14 protein-coding genes are annotated in these 17,746 nt (G+C 49.5%); 12 read left to right on the top strand and 2 right to left on the bottom strand.

Features of this window, described 5'->3' with window-relative positions:
• Positions 1 to 187: 187 nt before the first annotated feature.
• Positions 188 to 844 carry a Crp/Fnr family transcriptional regulator gene (locus FC20_RS05340; RefSeq protein WP_008462904.1) on the bottom strand — a complete coding sequence of 219 codons (657 nt, stop codon included), beginning with the start codon at positions 842 to 844 and terminating at the stop codon, positions 188 to 190.
• Between the two features lie 18 nt (positions 845 to 862).
• Positions 863 to 2,194: a CAP domain-containing protein gene (locus FC20_RS05335; protein WP_008462906.1), complete on the bottom strand. Its 1,332-nt coding sequence runs from the start codon at positions 2,192 to 2,194 to the stop codon at positions 863 to 865.
• Between the two features lie 154 nt (positions 2,195 to 2,348).
• Here FC20_RS05335 and FC20_RS05330 point away from each other — a divergent pair, with 154 nt between their 5' ends.
• The 12 genes from FC20_RS05330 to FC20_RS05275 all read left to right on the top strand — a co-directional run bounded on the left by FC20_RS05330 (position 2,349) and on the right by FC20_RS05275 (position 17,737).
• Positions 2,349 to 3,434, top strand: coding sequence for a D-alanine--D-alanine ligase family protein (locus FC20_RS05330; protein WP_008462908.1), 1,086 nt, complete (start codon positions 2,349 to 2,351; stop codon positions 3,432 to 3,434).
• Positions 3,435 to 3,521: 87 nt separating this feature from the next.
• The gene (locus FC20_RS05325) at positions 3,522 to 4,175 is read left to right on the top strand and encodes a MerR family transcriptional regulator (RefSeq protein WP_008462910.1); all 654 of its coding nucleotides are present in this window, start codon (positions 3,522 to 3,524) and stop codon (positions 4,173 to 4,175) included.
• Between the two features lie 147 nt (positions 4,176 to 4,322).
• Positions 4,323 to 5,465, top strand: a complete 1,143-nt coding sequence (locus FC20_RS05320; RefSeq protein ID WP_008462912.1) for a YibE/F family protein — start codon at positions 4,323 to 4,325, stop codon at positions 5,463 to 5,465.
• Positions 5,462 to 6,259, top strand: a complete 798-nt coding sequence (locus tag FC20_RS05315; RefSeq protein ID WP_008462913.1) for a YibE/F family protein — start codon at positions 5,462 to 5,464, stop codon at positions 6,257 to 6,259. Before FC20_RS05320 ends, FC20_RS05315 begins: the two co-directional genes overlap by 4 nt.
• Positions 6,225 to 7,097 (top strand): alpha/beta hydrolase, encoded by an 873-nt coding sequence (locus FC20_RS05310; RefSeq protein WP_039944234.1) that lies wholly within the window; start codon positions 6,225 to 6,227, stop codon positions 7,095 to 7,097. The genes FC20_RS05315 and FC20_RS05310 overlap by 35 nt, the downstream gene beginning before the upstream one ends.
• 233 nt (positions 7,098 to 7,330) lie before the next feature.
• Positions 7,331 to 8,950: an alpha-glucosidase gene (locus tag FC20_RS05305; protein ID WP_008462919.1), complete on the top strand. Its 1,620-nt coding sequence runs from the start codon at positions 7,331 to 7,333 to the stop codon at positions 8,948 to 8,950.
• A gap of 153 nt (positions 8,951 to 9,103) precedes the next feature.
• Positions 9,104 to 10,063: a LacI family DNA-binding transcriptional regulator gene (locus FC20_RS05300; RefSeq protein WP_008462921.1), complete on the top strand. Its 960-nt coding sequence runs from the start codon at positions 9,104 to 9,106 to the stop codon at positions 10,061 to 10,063.
• Between the two features lie 121 nt (positions 10,064 to 10,184).
• On the top strand, positions 10,185 to 11,846 hold the full coding sequence (locus FC20_RS05295; RefSeq protein WP_008462922.1) for a glycoside hydrolase family 13 protein: 1,662 nt from the start codon (positions 10,185 to 10,187) through the stop codon (positions 11,844 to 11,846).
• Between the two features lie 50 nt (positions 11,847 to 11,896).
• On the top strand, positions 11,897 to 13,600 hold the full coding sequence (locus tag FC20_RS05290) for a glycoside hydrolase family 13 protein (protein ID WP_056945335.1): 1,704 nt from the start codon (positions 11,897 to 11,899) through the stop codon (positions 13,598 to 13,600).
• Between the two features lie 93 nt (positions 13,601 to 13,693).
• Positions 13,694 to 15,967, top strand: coding sequence for a glycoside hydrolase family 65 protein (locus tag FC20_RS05285; protein WP_056945334.1), 2,274 nt, complete (start codon positions 13,694 to 13,696; stop codon positions 15,965 to 15,967).
• A complete protein-coding gene (pgmB, locus tag FC20_RS05280; protein WP_008462936.1) occupies positions 15,952 to 16,620 on the top strand; it encodes a beta-phosphoglucomutase in 669 nt (222 codons plus the stop codon). The genes FC20_RS05285 and pgmB overlap by 16 nt, the downstream gene beginning before the upstream one ends.
• A gap of 10 nt (positions 16,621 to 16,630) precedes the next feature.
• On the top strand, positions 16,631 to 17,737 hold the full coding sequence (locus FC20_RS05275) for an ABC transporter ATP-binding protein (RefSeq protein ID WP_008462938.1): 1,107 nt from the start codon (positions 16,631 to 16,633) through the stop codon (positions 17,735 to 17,737).
• Positions 17,738 to 17,746 lie beyond the last annotated feature (9 nt).

The following is a 17,746-nucleotide window of genomic DNA, read 5'->3' as shown; positions in this document are numbered from 1 at the left end:
CAACTTATTCCCCCTAATGTAGTTAGCCATGACATTTTTGGGCAATTTATTCCCCCTGAAGTAGTTAGCCATGACATTTTTGGGCAACTTATTCCCCCTAATGTAGTTAGCCATGGACTTTTTTGGTCAATTTATTCCCCCAATTGTTGTTAGCCAAGTAAAAAAGTCGTGCGAAAGCACGGCTTTTTTACTGTTTTAAGATTGTAATTTGCTTGCCCTTGGCCGTGATATAGCCTTCTTTCTTCAGCTTGGTGAATTCTCGGCTCAGGGTTTCTGGCGTAATCCCCAGCAAGCTAGCCAGGTCCTTTTTCTTTAAGGGCAGGGTAAAAGTATTTGACCCCGCTTCATCGGCATAGTCTACTAAAGTAGCAAATAAGCGTGGGCCGGCTTCCATGGAGTTCCGTCTTACCGCGTTCTTTTGCGCGGTGACCAGCCGTCTGCCAAACTCGTTTAGCAGGTGTAGAGACAGTTCCGGCGACTTCAAGAGCAGCTTCTGAAAGTCGGAATAGTTGATGGAGCAAGCGGTGCTGTCTTCTAAGGCTTCGATAAAGAGGTCGTCGTTTTCTGTGTCAAACAAGTTTTCTTCGCCGTTGATGTCGCCTTGCTGCATCAGGCTGATCACCTGCTCATGGCCATCTTCGCTCAGGCTGTAGATCTTGGCCTTGCCGGAGTCAAGCGACATCACGGACAGGCGGCCGTCGCCAGGCGAGTGCATCAGGCTGCCTTTTTTGAAAAATTGCTGGTGGGTGGAAATGTGAACCAGGTCGCGGCGCAGCTCAAGGGGCAGATTCTTAAAAATCGGGACATGGCTGATACAGTTTAATTCATCGTGGTGCTGGGTCATGCTATTACTTCTTACTTCTTACTTTTTACTTGATTTCTTACTAGACTTTTTCTTGCTAGAAGTCTTCTTAGACTTCTTGGACTTCCTGGACTTCCTGGACTTCTTGGACTTCTTGGACTTCCTGGACTTCTTAGACTTCTTAGACTTCCTGGACTTCTTGGACTTCTTAGACTTCCTGGACTTCTTGGACTTAGTTTTCTTTTTTACGGCCTTGGTTGTAGTAACCTTCTTAGTCTTAACCTTGGAAATCTTCTTGCCGACCTTGTAGAGGTACTTGGCCAGCCCCTTTTGGTCCAGGTCCTTTTGACTGAGCTTGGACTTGGTCTGGGTGCTGGAAGACTTGACGGTGCTTGCCGAGCTCTGGCTGGTTCCGCTTTGCTTAAAAAGCTTAAAGCTGTAAGTTGCCAAATCGCTAGCAACCACCGTGTACTGGTGGCCGTCGACCAGCTTCAGGTTGCTTGGGGAGTAGGTGATGACCTTCTGGAAGTTGCCAAAGCCGTAGTAGCTGTAGTTCTTCACGTTGGTGGCCGTTACCGTCTCGCCCGTGTCGTTGTCTGTTACTGTGATCTTTGGCACGGAGTTATAGATCTTGTTAGAAAAATAAAGCGACCAGGCCACTCCAGTCCCGCTGAGCAGCTCAATCGGGAAGATGCCGGCGTTTGGATAAGCCACCATCTCCCGGCTGGCTGTCCGGGAACTGTCGCCAACATTTAGGACTTGGTTGACCGAGTAGCGGTAGCCGTTGGTGCCATAAGCCGCCCCGACTGAGATCTTGCTTAAGCGTGTCGACAAAATCCAGGCCCGGTGGCCGGTGTCAGACCCTGACAGGTTGTAGCGGTCCGTCAAGAGGTCGGTAATGACGTCGCCGGCGCTTTGGGGGCTAGCGTTAAAGTTCAGGTTAGCGCTGTTAGAGATGTCTTGCGCCAGGGCCCAATTTTTCTTAGAGATGTAGCGCGGACGCTTTTCGCTTGGCAAGCCGTGCTGGTTGATAAAAGGATTGGCGTTGATCGCCGCCATCACGGCAGCGGTCGTCTGGGCATCCTTGTTGCCTTGCTTAGTAGTTTTAACGGCCGTCAGGCCAAAGAGATCGCGGTAGTAGTTGATGTAGGCTAATTGATCATTGACGTAGCTGGCCTTTAAGGTTCCGGCCTTAAAAGGCTTCTTCAATGAAGGTACTGTGCCATAAAGATTTTGCTTGGTGTAGACTGCCTTGTTCAGGGCTTGGTATTCCCGTTGGAAACGCTGGACTTCGGCCTGTTCTTGCGGCGTAAAAGCTGCCGCGCTGACTGGCACGGCGCTAGCTGGCAACAGCGTCAAGAAAAGCAGTATAGGTATAGTTTTGTGGCGCATGATCATCAACCCCTTTCTAATTTATATTATAGCCGATTCCGGCATTTTTTTAACAGGATAAAACTCGATAAAAAAGCCTAAAATTCGTTAATAAAGTGCGCCAAAGGGCCGAGTTTTCGGTATAATTGAGAATTGGTACAAAGGAGATAATATAATGACGAAGAAAACGCAAGTTGGCTTGATTTTTGGTGGGAATTCTTCAGAATATGAAGTTTCCATCACGTCAGCCGGCAACATTTACAAGGCAATTGACAAAGACAAGTTTGACGTTCACCCAATCTGGATCACGAACGCTGGCTACATGACCAGCGAGGAAGACTCATTCAAGGTTTTGGAAGACCCATCCTACATGGTGGAAAAGCCAAGTAAGGCTGCCAACCTGTCCAATATCGCTGCTTTAGCAGACCGGCCAGAACTGGACGTCTTGTTCCCAATCGTGCACGGCAACTTAGGTGAAGACGGCGTTTTGCAAGGCCTCTTCCGCCTGATCGACAAGCCATTTGTCGGCGTCGACGTTTTGGCAGCCAGCGTAACCATGGACAAGGAATTCTCCAAGATCCTGGCCCAAAGAGTTGGCGTTCCTGTTGCCAAGTGGGTGACCATCAAGCGCTACGAATATGATGATGCTCAAAATCCTAAGCATGACTACCAATGGGTGAGCCAGCAATTAGGCACCAATAACCTCTTTGTTAAGCCATCCAACCAAGGCTCTTCAGTCGGCATCACCCACGTGGTTGACGACTCCAACTACGCAGACGCCTTGGCTGAAGCCTTTAAGTACGACGACAAGGTCTTGGTTGAAGAAGGCATCGTTGGTACGGAAGTTGAAACGGCCGTTTTGGGCAACGACCAACCAATCGTTTCCGGCGTTGGTCAAATCATCAACGCCGCTAACAGCTGGTACGACTACGACAACAAGTACAGCAATGCGTCAACGACGACCTTGCAAATCCCAGCCCAAATCCCTGATGAAGTCGCTCAAAAGGTTCGCGACAATGCCTTGAAGATCTACCGGGTAACCGAATGCTCTGGCATGGCCCGGATCGACTCCATGCTGCGGGAAGATGGCGAAGTGATCTTTAACGAATTGAACACCCTGCCAGGCTTTACCAACATCAGCATGTATCCAAAGCTCTTTGAAGAAGCTGGCATTTCTTACTCAGACCTGATCACCAAGCTGATCGACCTGGCGATGGAACGCTACGCTCACAAGAAGACGCTTTTGCACAAGCACGACTAAAGGTCAAAGAGAAATACTAGTAAACAAGTTCTTGCTGTGGTTGATTTTTTGTTAATTGAAGATTAGTAGAAAAAGAAAGTTTAGAAGATGAGTGAAGTAAGCGAGCAGATGAAAACCAGTGAAGCGGCTAAGCAATTAGGCGTGAGCGAAGCAACCTTGCGCAAGTATTCGCAGATCGTGGAAAAGGTGACTGCTAACCCGGCTTATTTTTCCCATGTGAAAAACGCCCGCCGTTATTCGGCGGAAAATCTCGCTGATTTGAAGAAGATGCAAGAAATGAACAAAGAAGGCAAGACCCTGGACCAGGCGGCCCAGGAACTGTTTGCTGGTGAACAAGCAGCTGAAGACTCAAAGGCTGATGAGTTCCAAGAGCTCAAGAAGAACCTGGCTCAAAAAGACGAAGAAATCGCCGCCTTAAAGACTCAGGTTGCTGAGCTAGCCCAAGCAATGGCACCGGCAGAAAATAAGGCTGATCCAGCTGATGACGTCCTGGACCTGCCAGACTTTGACGACCTGGAGGACCTCGGCGAGGCCAAGGAGCCTGACCGGCCTTTGACGGCCGAAGAAAAAAGAGCCCAGGTCGTAGCCGACATGGGCAAGAGCACCGAGGAAGTCCGCCGGGATATCATGGACAAGGTGCAGGAAAATGCCCAAAAGGCCCGGCCAGAATTTCGGACCTTGGCCGACATGCAGCTGAAGCCCAAGAAGAGGCCTTGGTGGAAGAAGCTTTTTAAAGGCTAATCTTAATTAAGTGTAAAAGTTAAAGGGGACTGCGTTAGCAGTCCCTTTTTTGCATTAAGATTAAGTAGTAGGGTAAAATAAAGATATATGTAGTTAAATACATATACATATGGCAATTGACAAAACATCAGAGAAAGCAGGCGCACAATGCAGAAAAAGCGTTGGCTAGGGCTGGTCCTCCTCTTAATCCTAGGCTTGGCCCTGACCGCCTTAACCTATGTGAAAACGACCGGTTACAAGAATGACGTAGCTGTCATCACCGATTACAAAATCAAAGACAAGCTGCTGAAAAAAGAAACCGACATCTACGGCAATAAAGACGAAGAGCGGCGGCAGTACCTCCACGTTAAGGTCTTAAGCGGCAAGTACAAGGGGAAGACCTATACGGTGACCAACACCTATATTCCCTCGCAGCTGGTCAGTCAAAAGTACCGGGCACGGCAGCGGGTCTTTATCCAGATCTATAAGGGCGTCTTAGCCCTGATTTCGCCGAAAAGAGACTGGGTCTTGGTCTTAACCTTGACCATGACTTTTGGTTTGCTCCTAGCCATTGTGGGCCGCAGATCCTGGCTCTTGGTCTTCTCTTTGGCCGTCAGCTGGATCCTTTTTTACATCTTGATCCTGTGGGACGTACAAGTGAACGGGAGCGGCATCGTTTGGATGTTCTCCTTAGCTGATATCGTCTTGTCCTTCTTCAGCCTGGCTATCGTTCAAGGGATCAATCAAAAAATGCTGGTCACCTGGCTGGCAACCCTCTTAGGCCTTTTTGTTTCCTTCTGGCTCTGCTATGCGGTAATCAAGCTGACCGGGGAAAGCTACCTCAACTATGAAATGGGCGACTACGCGACCCAGGACGTGCGGGGGATCTTTATGGCTCAGACCCTCTTAGGGGTTCTAGGAGCCGTGATGGACGAGGCAACGGATATTGTGTCCAGTCTTTATGAATTGATCCAGCACAAGCCTCATATCACCGTTAAAGAGCTGGTTCAAAGCGGCCGGACCATGGGCCAGGAAATCATGGGGCCCTTGATCAATGTCTTGGTCCTCCTCTTTATTTCAGAAGCCCTGCCAGAGACCATCCTCTATTTTAGAGACAACAACACGATTGGGACGACTTTTAACTTCACTATGTCACTGGGCGCCACCCAAAGCGCGGTGTCAGCGATTGGGATCGTTTTGACGGTGGTCTTTGCGACCGGCTGCAGCCTGATTTTTATCAAGGATAAAAGCAGCCTCAAGAGCGAATTAAAAGCAGCCATCAAGGGCTTAGAATGGGGGCATAAGGAATGAGCAGCTTAGGTGCCTTAATTATTCTCTTGGCCATCTTGATGGCCATCGTTGGCGGGGAAACCGGCATCCGCTCCTTTTTCAGCGTGATGATCAATACCATCCTCTTAATCCTGGTGGCCATGTTGATCTCCTGGGGACTCAGCATTCCGGTGATCACCCTGATCTTTGTCCCCCTAAAGCTGGTGACCATTATTTTCCTGGGGACTCATGACTATACCGTTGCCAAAAATTCTTTCTATGCCTCATTGATCGTGTTGCTGGCCGTCAGCGTCTTGATTATTGGCATCCAGCACCTGGCTCAAGCGGCTGGCTTAGGCGTTGAAGCTGGGGAAATCCTCCTTGGCCACTCCCAGATGCCTGGGATCAGCTACGAGGAAATTTCAGTGACGGTTGCCGTCTTCTCGGCCCTGGGGGCAGTGGCGGAAGCTGCGGTTTCCATTAGTTCAGGGCTTTTGGAATTAAAAAAGGCCAAGCCAGAAATCAAGGAGCACGAGCTCTTAAAGAGTGGCTGGGCGATTGGCTATGACGTTTTGGGGACGGCCATGAACACCATCGTCTACGGGATGTTTGGCAGCTTTTTGTCATTATTTTTATGGTATTACCGCCTTCACTATACCTTTGGCGAGATAATAAATGATAAACTTTTTGTAAACGAAGCCTTAATCATCATGTATTCGCTAATGGGCGTGTTGTTGACGATTCCGCTAGCTAGCTTCTTGCTGGCCAAGGGGATGAGCCGGAGTAAAAGTGAGGCAAAAAATGGAAACGAAACAAATCGAACTAAAGAACTTTAACGGGCGGACCTACAGCATTGCGACTTATACGGTCAAGCACCACCATCAGCCGCTAGATAAATTGCGGCCACTAGCCATCGTGGTGCCAGGCGGCAGCTTTACTCACCTGTCGGTCAAAGAAAGCGAGCCGGTAGCGCTGGCCTATGTGGCCCGCGGCTTTAACGCCTGCGTGGTCAGTTACAACCTCTTGCAAGACGAAGGCAAGATCTACCCCGATGCAGGGCTAGACGTCTTGAGCACGGTCAGCTATTACCGGGATCATGCGGTCGATTACCAAATCGATCCAGACAAGATCATGACCATCGGCTTTTCCGCTGGCGGCCACATCGCTAGTGCCGCCAACTACCTGGCTGACAGTCCTAAGTACCAAAAGCAGTTTGGCTATGAGGACGATCAGGTGCGGCCTAACGCCACCATCTTGGGCTACCCGCTGACTGACGTTCACAAGGTGGCCTTTGAAATTGGGGGCAAGGCTGACGGGGCCTTGCCAGATGATGAAAAATTGGTCGATACGGCCTTGGGCGTGACGCCGAAGACCCCGCCAACCTTCATCTTCCAGTCCTGGAATGACCCGATCTGCCTGCCAACCAATGCCATGGCCTATGAAGAAGCCCTGTTTAAAAATGGGGTCAAGTGCGAAGCCCACATGTTTGACACGGGCTTTCACGGCTACTCCTTGGCTACGCCGGAATTAGCTACCAACGACATTTCTTGGCAGGGCAACCAGCACGTAGCTCAGTGGTTTAAACTGAGTCTGGAATGGCTGGCCCATGTTTTCTCAGGAATTGATTATGACGAAAACAAGGACAAACTAACTAATTTATACATGCCTAAATAAGCACTGAATTAGTCATATCAAGCCTTTGCGCTTAAAAGCAGTCAATAAAGACTGCTTTTTTCTTTTGCTCTTTTCTTTTTTCTAAAAATGGTTAGCGGTAACTGCTTGATTCTTGGGCCAGAACGACTATAGTTAATTATTGAAAAATGTGAGCGCTATATTGGCACTAAATAAAAAATAAGCAATAGAAGCAAGAAAAGTAAGAAAAAACAACAAAAGGAGAAAAAGAAAAAATGACGCAAGCAAAGAAAGAGCCTTGGTGGAAAAAGGCCGTTATCTACCAAATCTACCCCAAGTCTTTTCAAGACAGCAACGGCGACGGCATTGGCGACTTGCCGGGGATCATCTCCCGCTTGGACTATTTAGAAGGCCTAGGCATTGACGCCATCTGGCTGTGCCCGGTTTACAAGTCCCCGGGCGTGGACAATGGCTATGACATTTCCGACTACGAGGCAATTGACCCTAATTACGGGACTATGGCCGACATGGAAAAATTAATCGCCGAAGCTGGCAAGCGGGGCATTCGGATTGTAATGGACCTGGTCGTCAACCACACCTCTGACCAGCACCCTTGGTTTGTCGAAGCCCGTAAAAACGTTGACTCCCCAGAACACGACTACTATGTTTGGGCCAAGGAAAAGCCTAACGACCTCCGATCTAGTTTTTCTGGCAGCGCCTGGGAGTTTGACCAGGAAATCGGCCAATACTACCTGCACATTTTTGCCAAGCAGCAGCCTGACTTGAATTGGACCAACCCCAAGCTCCGGCAAAAAGTCTACGACTTAATGAACTTCTGGATCGACAAGGGGATCGGCGGCTTCCGGATGGACGTCATCGACTTGATCGGCAAGGAGCCGGAAAAGGGTATTACCGGCAATGGGCCCAAGCTCCACGACTACTTGAAAGAAATGCACGAGAAGACCTTTGGCGACCGGGACTTTTTGACGGTAGGGGAAACCTGGGGGGCCACTTTAGACAACGCTCCGCTTTACAGCGACCCTGACCGAAAAGAACTGTCCATGGTCTTCCAGTTTGAATTCACTGAATTAGACAAGCAACAGGGCAAGGAAAAGTGGGACACGAAGCCGGTTGACTGCGGCGAACTTAAGTCGGTCTTAGCCAAATGGCAAAAGCTGGACTTCAACCACAGCTGGAACAGCCTCTTTTGGAACAACCACGACCTGCCAAGAATCGTTTCCCGCTTTGGCAATGATCAAGACAAACGGGTGGTCAGCGCCAAGATGCTAGCGATTCTCCTGCACGGCCTGCGGGGGACGCCTTACATCTACCAGGGCGAAGAAATCGGTATGACAAACTGCCCGGTGTCCAAGATTGACGAAGTTGAAGACATCGAAGCCCGGCGGATGTACGACGAACGGCTAGCAAAGGGGGAAAAGGCTGAAGACATCTTGAAGTCCATCAATGCCCAGGGCCGGGATAATGCCAGAACCCCGATGCAGTGGAATGCCAGTCATGACGCCGGCTTTACTAGTGGCCAAGCCTGGCTCCGCGTTAACCCGAATTTTTCGAAAATCAACGTCCAAGCGGCTTTGAATGATCCAGGTTCTATTTACTATTGTTATAAAGCCTTAATTAAGTTGCGACACCAACATAGTGTCTTGACCGATGGGTCATTTACCCTGTTAGACACGCAAGACCAGGTGATGGCTTACTACCGGGAAAATGCAGAAGAAAAGTGGCTGATTGTCTGCAATTTGACCGGCGCAGAGCAAAGGTTTACGCTTAAAGATCAAGTGGCAAAAGTTTTATTAAGCAACCAAGACTCGTTAGACGAATTAAAGGAAGGAAAACTAGCGCCATATGCTGCTTACCTTTTGCAAGTTGAAAAATAAATATCCTATTCAATAAATATGCTTTTTCTAAATTTGTAAGCGAAAACGGAAAGGCTGAAAAAGCGCTTTTTTTATGGTAAACTGTTCAAGAGAGAAGAGATAAATTCGTTAGAGAAAATTAGAGAGTTAATTCCTTGATGGGAGGGGAACCTTTTGACTAGAACCGCTACTTTGGAAGACGTGGCTCAAAAGGCGCATGTTTCCAAGATGACCGTTTCTAGGGTCATCAACCACCCAGAGCTAGTCGCGCCGGAACTGCAGGTGGTAGTGGAAGATGCCATGCGCAAGTTAAACTATCATCCAAATAATGCTGCCCGGGCCTTGGCCAAGAACCAGACCAGCGTGGTGAAGTTTGTGATCTTGGAAGACATTGACCACATGGATCCGTACTATACCAATATCTTGTTTGGCATGGCCACGGAATTAAAGAAGAAGAACTATTCCTTGCAGCTGCTGTTAAAGGGCAGCCAGATTGAGCAGGGGCCGGCTGATGGCTTCGTCATTACGGGGACGCGAGTTGACGACTATCCGATGCTGAACGCCTTGAAAGAGCCGTTTATCCTTTTTGGCGAAAACCGGGGCGGCTACGACTTCGTTGATACCGACAACTTAGGCGGGGAAACGATGGCGACAGAATATGCCCTAAAGCAGGGCTACCGCAACTTAGTTTTTATCGGCCTGGATGTTAAAGAAGCCTTTGAGTTTTCTAGAGAAGCGGGCTATGTGAATGCCATGCAGCAAAACAAGAAGATCCCGAGCGTCAACCGGGTGAAAAACAGCACTACGGCGGCTCGGGCCTTCATGCAAGAGCACTTGTCTGAATATCCGAAGAACACCTGCTTCATTTGCGGCAGTGACCGGATTGCGACTGGGGTCATCCAGGCTTTAGTGGAAGAGGAGAAGGACATTCCGGGCGATTACGGCGTAATTGGCTTTGACGGTATTTTGCTGGACAAGGTTTCTTCACCCAAGATCACCACGGTCAAGCAGGACCTATGGAAGATCGGCGAAACCCTGGCCCAGCTAATTTTGCGCAAGATCAACCAAAACGGGGCTCCCCAAGGAGAAATGTTTATCAAGCCGACTTTATCAAAGGCGGAATCAACTAAATAGCTAGTGAAAGGTCAAACCGTTGAAGACGGCTTGACCTTTTTTGCTTGTTACCGATAACAGGGCCAGCGTGATTGTAAGCGCTCAATAAATTCTGTAGATTAAATAGCGGAGGAAACGAATTATGACACAGCAGGAAGCATGGCAAAACGCCATTATTTATCAGATTTACCCAAAATCATTTCAAGACAGCAACGGTGACGGGATCGGCGACTTAAACGGGATCCGTCAGCGGATTCCATATTTGAAAAATCTTGGGATCACCGCCGTTTGGCTGAACCCGATTTACCTGTCGCCTGGCGTAGACAATGGCTACGATGTGAGTGACTACTACCAAATCGACCCGGTGATGGGGACCATGGCCGACTTTGAAAATTTGGTTCAAGACCTGCACCAAGCTGGCATCAAGCTCATCATGGACTTTGTCTTAAACCACACGTCCGACCAGCACCCTTGGTTCAAGGCTGCCATCAGCGACCCTAAGAGCCCGTACCGCGACTACTATATTTTTGCCGGAAAAAATGGGCAAAAACCCAACAACTGGGGCAGCTTCTTTGGCGGCAGCGTCTGGGCCAAGGATCCAGCCGGGACCGGCCAGTCTTACTTCCACCTCTTTGCCAAGGAAATGCCGGACTTAAACTGGAAAAATCCCGCCGTTTGCCGGGAAATGACCAAGGCGGCTAAATTCTGGCTGGCCAAGGGCGTTGACGGCCTTCGCCTTGACGCCTTCATCCACATTGCCAAGGCTGACCTGCGCCAGTCATACCCAAGTGACGACGACAAGCCGGTAATCGCAGAGCCATTTTTTGCCAACCTGCCCCAAGTACAGGAGTGGCTCAAGCCATTCTGCGACAGCATCCGGCAGGACTACCCAGATACCTTCTTCTTAGGTGAAGCCGCTAGCGCCAGCGTCAACCTGGCAGCAGACTACACTAAGCCGGAAAACGGCTTGATGGATTCGGTTATCACCTTCCGCTACTTTAAGGAAAAAGAAGACGGCGTTAACCCCGACTTTTCAGACCAGTATCAGCCAAAGGAGATGGACTGGCTAAGCTTCAAGCAAAACCAGGCCGTTTGGCAGCAGACCCTGCAGGCTCCGCCAACCCTTTACTGGAGCAACCACGATATGGCCCGCTTAGCCACCCGGGTGGCTAAAACCGAAGTTCAAGCTAGATCCTTGGCCATGCTGATGTACTTGGAACGGGGAATTCCGGTCATCTACTACGGCGAAGAATTGGGCCTGCACAACCTGGACTTTACCAGTGCTGACCAATTCGCTGACCAGACAGTTAACGAATTTGTAGCTGAAGCTGAGGAAGCTGGGCTTAGTGAGGCAGAAGCCCTCAAGATGGCCAGCTTGACCCATAAATTGCCAGCTAGAGGCACCATGCCTTGGAATGACGGGGAAAATCACGGCTTTAGCCAGCATGAGCCTTGGTTAACCGGGATTAGCCAGGACCAGGTGACGGTGGCAAGCGAAGACCAGGATCCTGACAGCATGCTGAGCTTTTACCGGAGACTTTTTAAATTAAAAAAGACGCCGCTCTTTGCCAAGGGCAGCTACTACCTGCTAGACACGGAACCAGACCTGGTCGCTTACCAAAGAGATCTGGACGGGGAAAGTGCCTTGGTGGTAGTTTCCTTGAGTGCTCAAAAGACCCAGCTGACCCTGCCAAGCCAGATGTCGGTCTTGCTGCAAGCGGGCGGAATCTACCTGCAAGAGCAGCAATTGACTCTGATGCCATTTGCCGGGGTTGTTTTGAAAAAGCCGGCAAAAAACAAGTAAGAAAAAACAAAAATAGAGATACTTTTAATCAGAAAAAGTGAGGAATGAAGATGCAAGTTGCTGCATTAAGACACAGACCAGAAAGTGAAGATTGCTACTTGGTCAGCCAGGAAGACATGAAGCTGCGCCTGCACACCGGCAAGGACGTGAAAGCCGTTTACGTATACTACGGCGACATTTATGAACCGCTGACCGAACTGAAAAGAGCCGAGATGGCTTTAGCCGGCCATGGCCAGGTGAATGACTATTGGGAAGCGACCGTAACCATGCCCAACCACCGCTGCCGCTACCTCTTTGAAGTGGTCGGCCAAGATGGGGAAAAAGTAATTTATGGCGACCGGGGCATCCGGAAGGATGAGCAGGAAAGCTACGATGACCCAAGCAACTACATCAAGCTGCCATACTTCCACTTGATCGACATGACCAAGACGCCTGACTGGGTGAAGAGCACTGTTTGGTACCAGATCTTCCCAGAACGCTTTGCCAACGGCGACAAGACTAACGACCCAGCCGGCGTTAAGCCTTGGAAGCCAGACGATAAGCCGGGGAGAGATGACTACTATGGCGGGGACTTACAAGGGGTTCTGGACCATCTGGACTACCTGCAAAAATTAGGCGTCAACGGCCTTTACTTCTGCCCAATTTTCAAGGCAGCTTCTAACCACAAGTACAACACGACCGACTACTTAGAAGTTGACCCAGAATTTGGGGACAAGGCTTTGTTTGCCAAGTTGGTTAACGAAGCCCACAAGCGGGGGATGAAGGTGATGCTGGACGCGGTCTTCAACCACATCGGCGATACCTCCTTGCAATGGCAAGACGTTGTGGCTAATGGCGAAAAATCCCGCTTCAAGGACTGGTTCCACATCAACCACTTCCCGGTTGAGCCCTATGACCCAAAGGATCCAAGCTACGAAACTTTTGCCTTTGAAAAGCACATGCCAAAGCTGAACACGGCTAACCCAGAAGTAGTCGACTACCTGTTAACCATCGCTACTTACTGGATCAAGGAATTCGACATTGATGCTTGGCGCTTAGACGTAGCTGACGAAGTCGACCACCGCTTCTGGAGAAAGTTTAGAGATGCGGTAACTGCCATCAAGCCCGACTTTTACATTTTGGGTGAATCCTGGCACGCCAGCCAGCCTTGGCTAAACGGCGATGAGTTCTCCGGCACGATGAACTACCCATTTACCGGTCAAATCGGCGACCACTTCTTAAAGGGCGTGCAAGATGCCAAGACCATGACCGAACTTTTAACCGACCAGCTCTTCTTGTACCGGGAACAAACGAATTCCGCCATGTTAAACGTCCTGGATTCCCATGATACGCCGCGGATCAAGACGGTGGCCAAGGGCGATGAAGACAAGGCCCTGCAGGCTTTGGCCTTCACCTTTGTCCAAACTGGCTCTCCTTGCATCTACTACGGTACAGAAATGGGAATGAGCGGCGGGGAAGACCCAGATTGTCGCAAGCCAATGGACTGGAGTCAAGATGGCAGTCCGGTTTGGCAGGCGGTTCACGAAATTATTCAGTTTAGACGGGACCACTGGGAAACGCTCAGCCAGGCAGCAACTTGGCTAGAAGTAACAAAAGCTGGTTTGATCCACGTGGTTAGAAACGGCCATGAAAAGATCGAGGCCTGGTTTAACACAACTGGCAAAACGGTTTCATTAGGAACTGAAGCAGCCTTAAGTCGCGGCTACCAAGGCGGAGAGCTGGCAAACAAGGGCTACGTCTTTGAACTGAAATAAATTATGTTATCGGTAACATTTAAAACAATCTTGTTAGCGATTGCAGTATCATAGATAATTAAACCAGATTGAACGAGCGAGGGAAAAAGAATCATGAAGAGAATTTTTGAAATCGATCCTTGGAAGTTGACCAGTCATACTTTTTCAAAAGAAGACAAGCGACTTCAAGAAAGCATGACTTCCTTAGGTAACGAATACATGGGCCTGAGAGGCAACTTCGAAGAAGGCTACAGCGGCGACAGCCTTAAAGGTACTTACTACGCTGGCGTTTGGTTCCCAGACAAGACCAAGGTCGGCTGGTGGAAGAACGGTTACCCAGACTACTTTGGCAAGACCATCAACGCCCCAAGCTTCATTGACCTGCCAATCTTGATCAACGGTCACCGGCTTGACTTAGCTACTGACCAGGTTAGCGACTTTGAACTCAGCCTGGATATGCACCAAGGCCTGCTTACCAGAAGCTTCATTTACGAAGGGCAAGATTGCCGTGTGAAGTTTGAATTTGAACGCTTCTTGAGCGTCGTTATTAAAGAAGCAGCCCTGATCAAGGTTAAGGCAACCGTGTTAAGCGGCGAAGCTGATCTGCAAGTAACCAGCCGCTTGAATGGGAACGTCTTTAATGAAGACAGCAACTACGAAGAAGGCTTCTGGGATGCTTTGGGCGAAGATGAATCAAGCCGCAGCATCCAGCTCAAGACCAAGCCAAACAACTTCGGCACTCCACAATTTACGGTTCTTTTAAAGGAATCCGTTCGTGAAGATGGTCAAGTGATTTCTGGCAAGGTTGCTACTAAGAGCGGCCTGGTTGACGAAACTTTTGAAAAGCACTTGGCAACTGGCGAAAGCTGGGAACTGGAAAAGGACGTTATCGTAGTTAACAGCCGTGACGTCGCTGACAGCGATCAAGCTGAAAAGGCTGACGAATTGATGGCTAAGCTGCAAGAAAAGTCCTACGCTGACAACTTGGCCGATCACGAAGCCGTTTGGGCCAAGCGCTGGGAAAAGTGTGACGTTACCATCGAAGGCGACGCTGCTGCCCAACAAGGGATCCGCTTCAACATCTTGCAACTGTTCATGACCTACTACGGTCAGGACCCTCGACTGAACATTGGGCCAAAGGGCTTCACTGGTGAAAAGTACGGCGGTGCTACTTACTGGGACACCGAAGCCTTCATCGTGCCAATGTACTTGGCAGTAGCGCCAAAGGAAGTTACCAGATCACTTTTGGAATACCGGCACGAACAACTCCCAGGTGCTTACCACAACGCCCGGATGCAAGGGCTAAAAGGGGCTTTGTTCCCAATGGTTACCTTCAACGGGATTGAATGCCACAACGAATGGGAAATCACTTTTGAAGAAATCCACCGTAACGCGGATATCCCATTCGCCATCTACCAATACACCCGCTACACTGGCGATGACTCTTATGTCAAAGACGAAGGCATGGACGTTTTGGTAGGGACGGCGCGCTTCTGGGCTGACCGGGTACACTTCTCCAAGCGCAAGGGTCAATACATGATCCACGGCGTCACTGGACCAAACGAATACGAAAACAACGTCAACAACAACTGGTTCACCAACACCATGGCTAGATGGTTGCTCAGTTACACCTTGGAACGCTGGCCACTGGCTACGGAAGCTGCCAAGAAGCGGCTAAACGTAACTGATGAAGAATTGGCTAAGTGGCAAGACATTGTAGACAAGATGTACCTGCCAGAAGACAAAGACCTAGGCATCTTCGTTCAACACGACACCTTCTTGGACAAGGACATCCGGAGCAAGGACACCATCCCAGCTGACCAATTGCCACTGAACCAGCACTGGTCATGGGACAAGATCCTGCGGTCACCATTCATCAAGCAAGCCGATGTTTTGCAAGGGATCTACTTCTTGAATGACCGCTACACCAAGGAACAGAAGGAAAAGAACTTCGACTTCTACGAACCAATGACGGTTCATGAAAGTTCCTTGAGCCCATCCATCCACTCCATCTTGGCTGCAGAACTTGGCAAGCAAGACAAGGCAGTTGAGCTTTACGAACGGACGGCGCGTCTTGACCTGGACAACTACAACAACGACACTGTTGATGGTCTTCACATCACTTCCATGAGCGGCAGCTGGCTGTCAATCGTTCAAGGCTTCGCCGGCATGCGGTATAACGAAAAAGGCGTAAGCTTTGCTCCATTCCTGCCAAAGAAGTGGACCGGCTACAGCTTCAAGATCAACTACCAAGGCCGCATCTTGGCCGTTGCCGTTGACAAGGACGGCGCTAAGCTGACTTTGGTTTCTGGGAATGACTTAACTGTTAAGGTTTGGGACCAAGAAGTAACTTTGAAAGAAGGTCAAACTCAATGCTTAAAGGATTAATTTTTGACCTAGACGGCGTTATCACTGACTCAGCAGTCTACCACCTGAAGGCTTGGCAAGACCTGGCTAAGGAAATCGGCATTGACCTGCCAGAGTCCTTCGGCGACAAGCTTCGCGGCTTGTCCCGGATGGACTCATTAGAAATCATCTTGGAATATGGCCACAAAGAAAATGACTATACCCAAGAAGAAAAAGAAGCCTTAGCTGCTAAGAAAAACGATGCTTATATCAAGGCTGTCCAAAAGATGACCAAGGCGGACATCTTGCCTAAGATGGCGGACCTCTTGCATGAAGCCAAGGCTCAAGGCTTAAAGCTGGCTCTAGCTTCTGCATCTAAAAACGCTCCATTGATCTTGCACCAACTGGAGCTGGAAGATCTCTTTGATGCCCGAGTTGACCCAGCTACTTTAAAGCATGGCAAGCCGGATCCAGAAATTTACATCCGGGCTCAAGAACTCTTGGGTCTTGAGAAGAACGAAGTAATCTCCTTTGAAGATGCTCCTGCTGGCGTCAAGTCCATCAAGGCTGCTGGTCAGTTTGCCGTTGGCATCGGCGACCCAGTCGTCTTAAAAGGAGCTGACTACATCGTGGGCTCAACCAGTGCTTTAGATTTAGCCGAAATTGAAAGAGTTTTTAAAAAAGCAGGGAATTAGGTAAGGGAAAATGGTAAAAATCAACTTAAATCACATCTACAAAAAGTATCCAAATGCTGATGACTACTCAGTCTCTGATTTTGACCTGCACATTGATGACCACGAATTTATCGTCTTTGTCGGTCCATCTGGCTGTGGTAAGTCCACGACTTTGCGGATGATTGCGGGTCTAGAAGATATTTCCAAGGGTACTTTGGAAATCGGCGGCAAGGTCATGAACGACGTAGCTCCGCGTGACCGTCACATTGCCATGGTCTTCCAGAACTACGCCTTGTATCCACACATGAGCGTCTACGACAACATGGCCTTCAGCTTGAAGCTTCGCCACTATGACAAGGCGGAAATCGACAAGCGCGTCAAGAACGCGGCTGAAGTCTTAGGCCTGGCTCACCTCTTGGAGCGGCGGCCAGCTGACCTGTCCGGTGGGCAGCGCCAGCGTGTTGCCTTGGGGCGGGCCATCGTCCGGGATGCTCCAATCTTCTTGATGGACGAACCATTGTCAAACCTTGACGCTAAGCTGCGTGTTTCCATGCGGGCCGAGATCGCCAAGCTTCACCAAAACCTGAAGACGACCACGATCTACGTTACCCACGACCAAACCGAAGCGATGACCTTGGCTGACCGGATTGTTGTTATGAATGCTGGTCGCATCCAGCAAATTGGCTCTCCTAAGGAAGTCTACAACAAGCCAGCCAATCAATTCGTTGCCGGCTTCATCGGTTCACCGCAAATGAACTTCTTCAATGTCAACTACAAGGATGGCTACATTGATGACGGCAAGGGCATCAAGCTGAAGGTGCCTGAAGGCCGGGCCAAGATCCTGGAATCCAAGGGCTATAATGGCAAGGATGTGGTGATGGGCCTGCGTCCAGAAGACATCCACATGGAACAAGCCTTCCTGGAAACCTGGCCAGAAGCCACGGTTAACGCGGAAGTTGTCGTTTCAGAACTTTTGGGTGCAACCAGTCAGCTGTACATGAAGGCTGATGGGACAGAATTTGTCGGCGTTGTGAACGCGCGTGACTTCCACAAGCCAGGCGATAAGGTTCAAGCTGGCTTCAACTTGAACAACGCGCACTTCTTCGACAAGGACACCCAAGTGACGCTTACCAATTAATTTAACTAA

This window comes from Lactobacillus equicursoris DSM 19284 = JCM 14600 = CIP 110162 (assembly GCF_001434815.1).
GTDB classification, from domain to species: domain Bacteria; phylum Bacillota; class Bacilli; order Lactobacillales; family Lactobacillaceae; genus Lactobacillus; species Lactobacillus equicursoris.
Note: the sequence above shows the minus strand (reverse complement) of the source record. Positions and strands in the feature narration are given on the sequence as shown.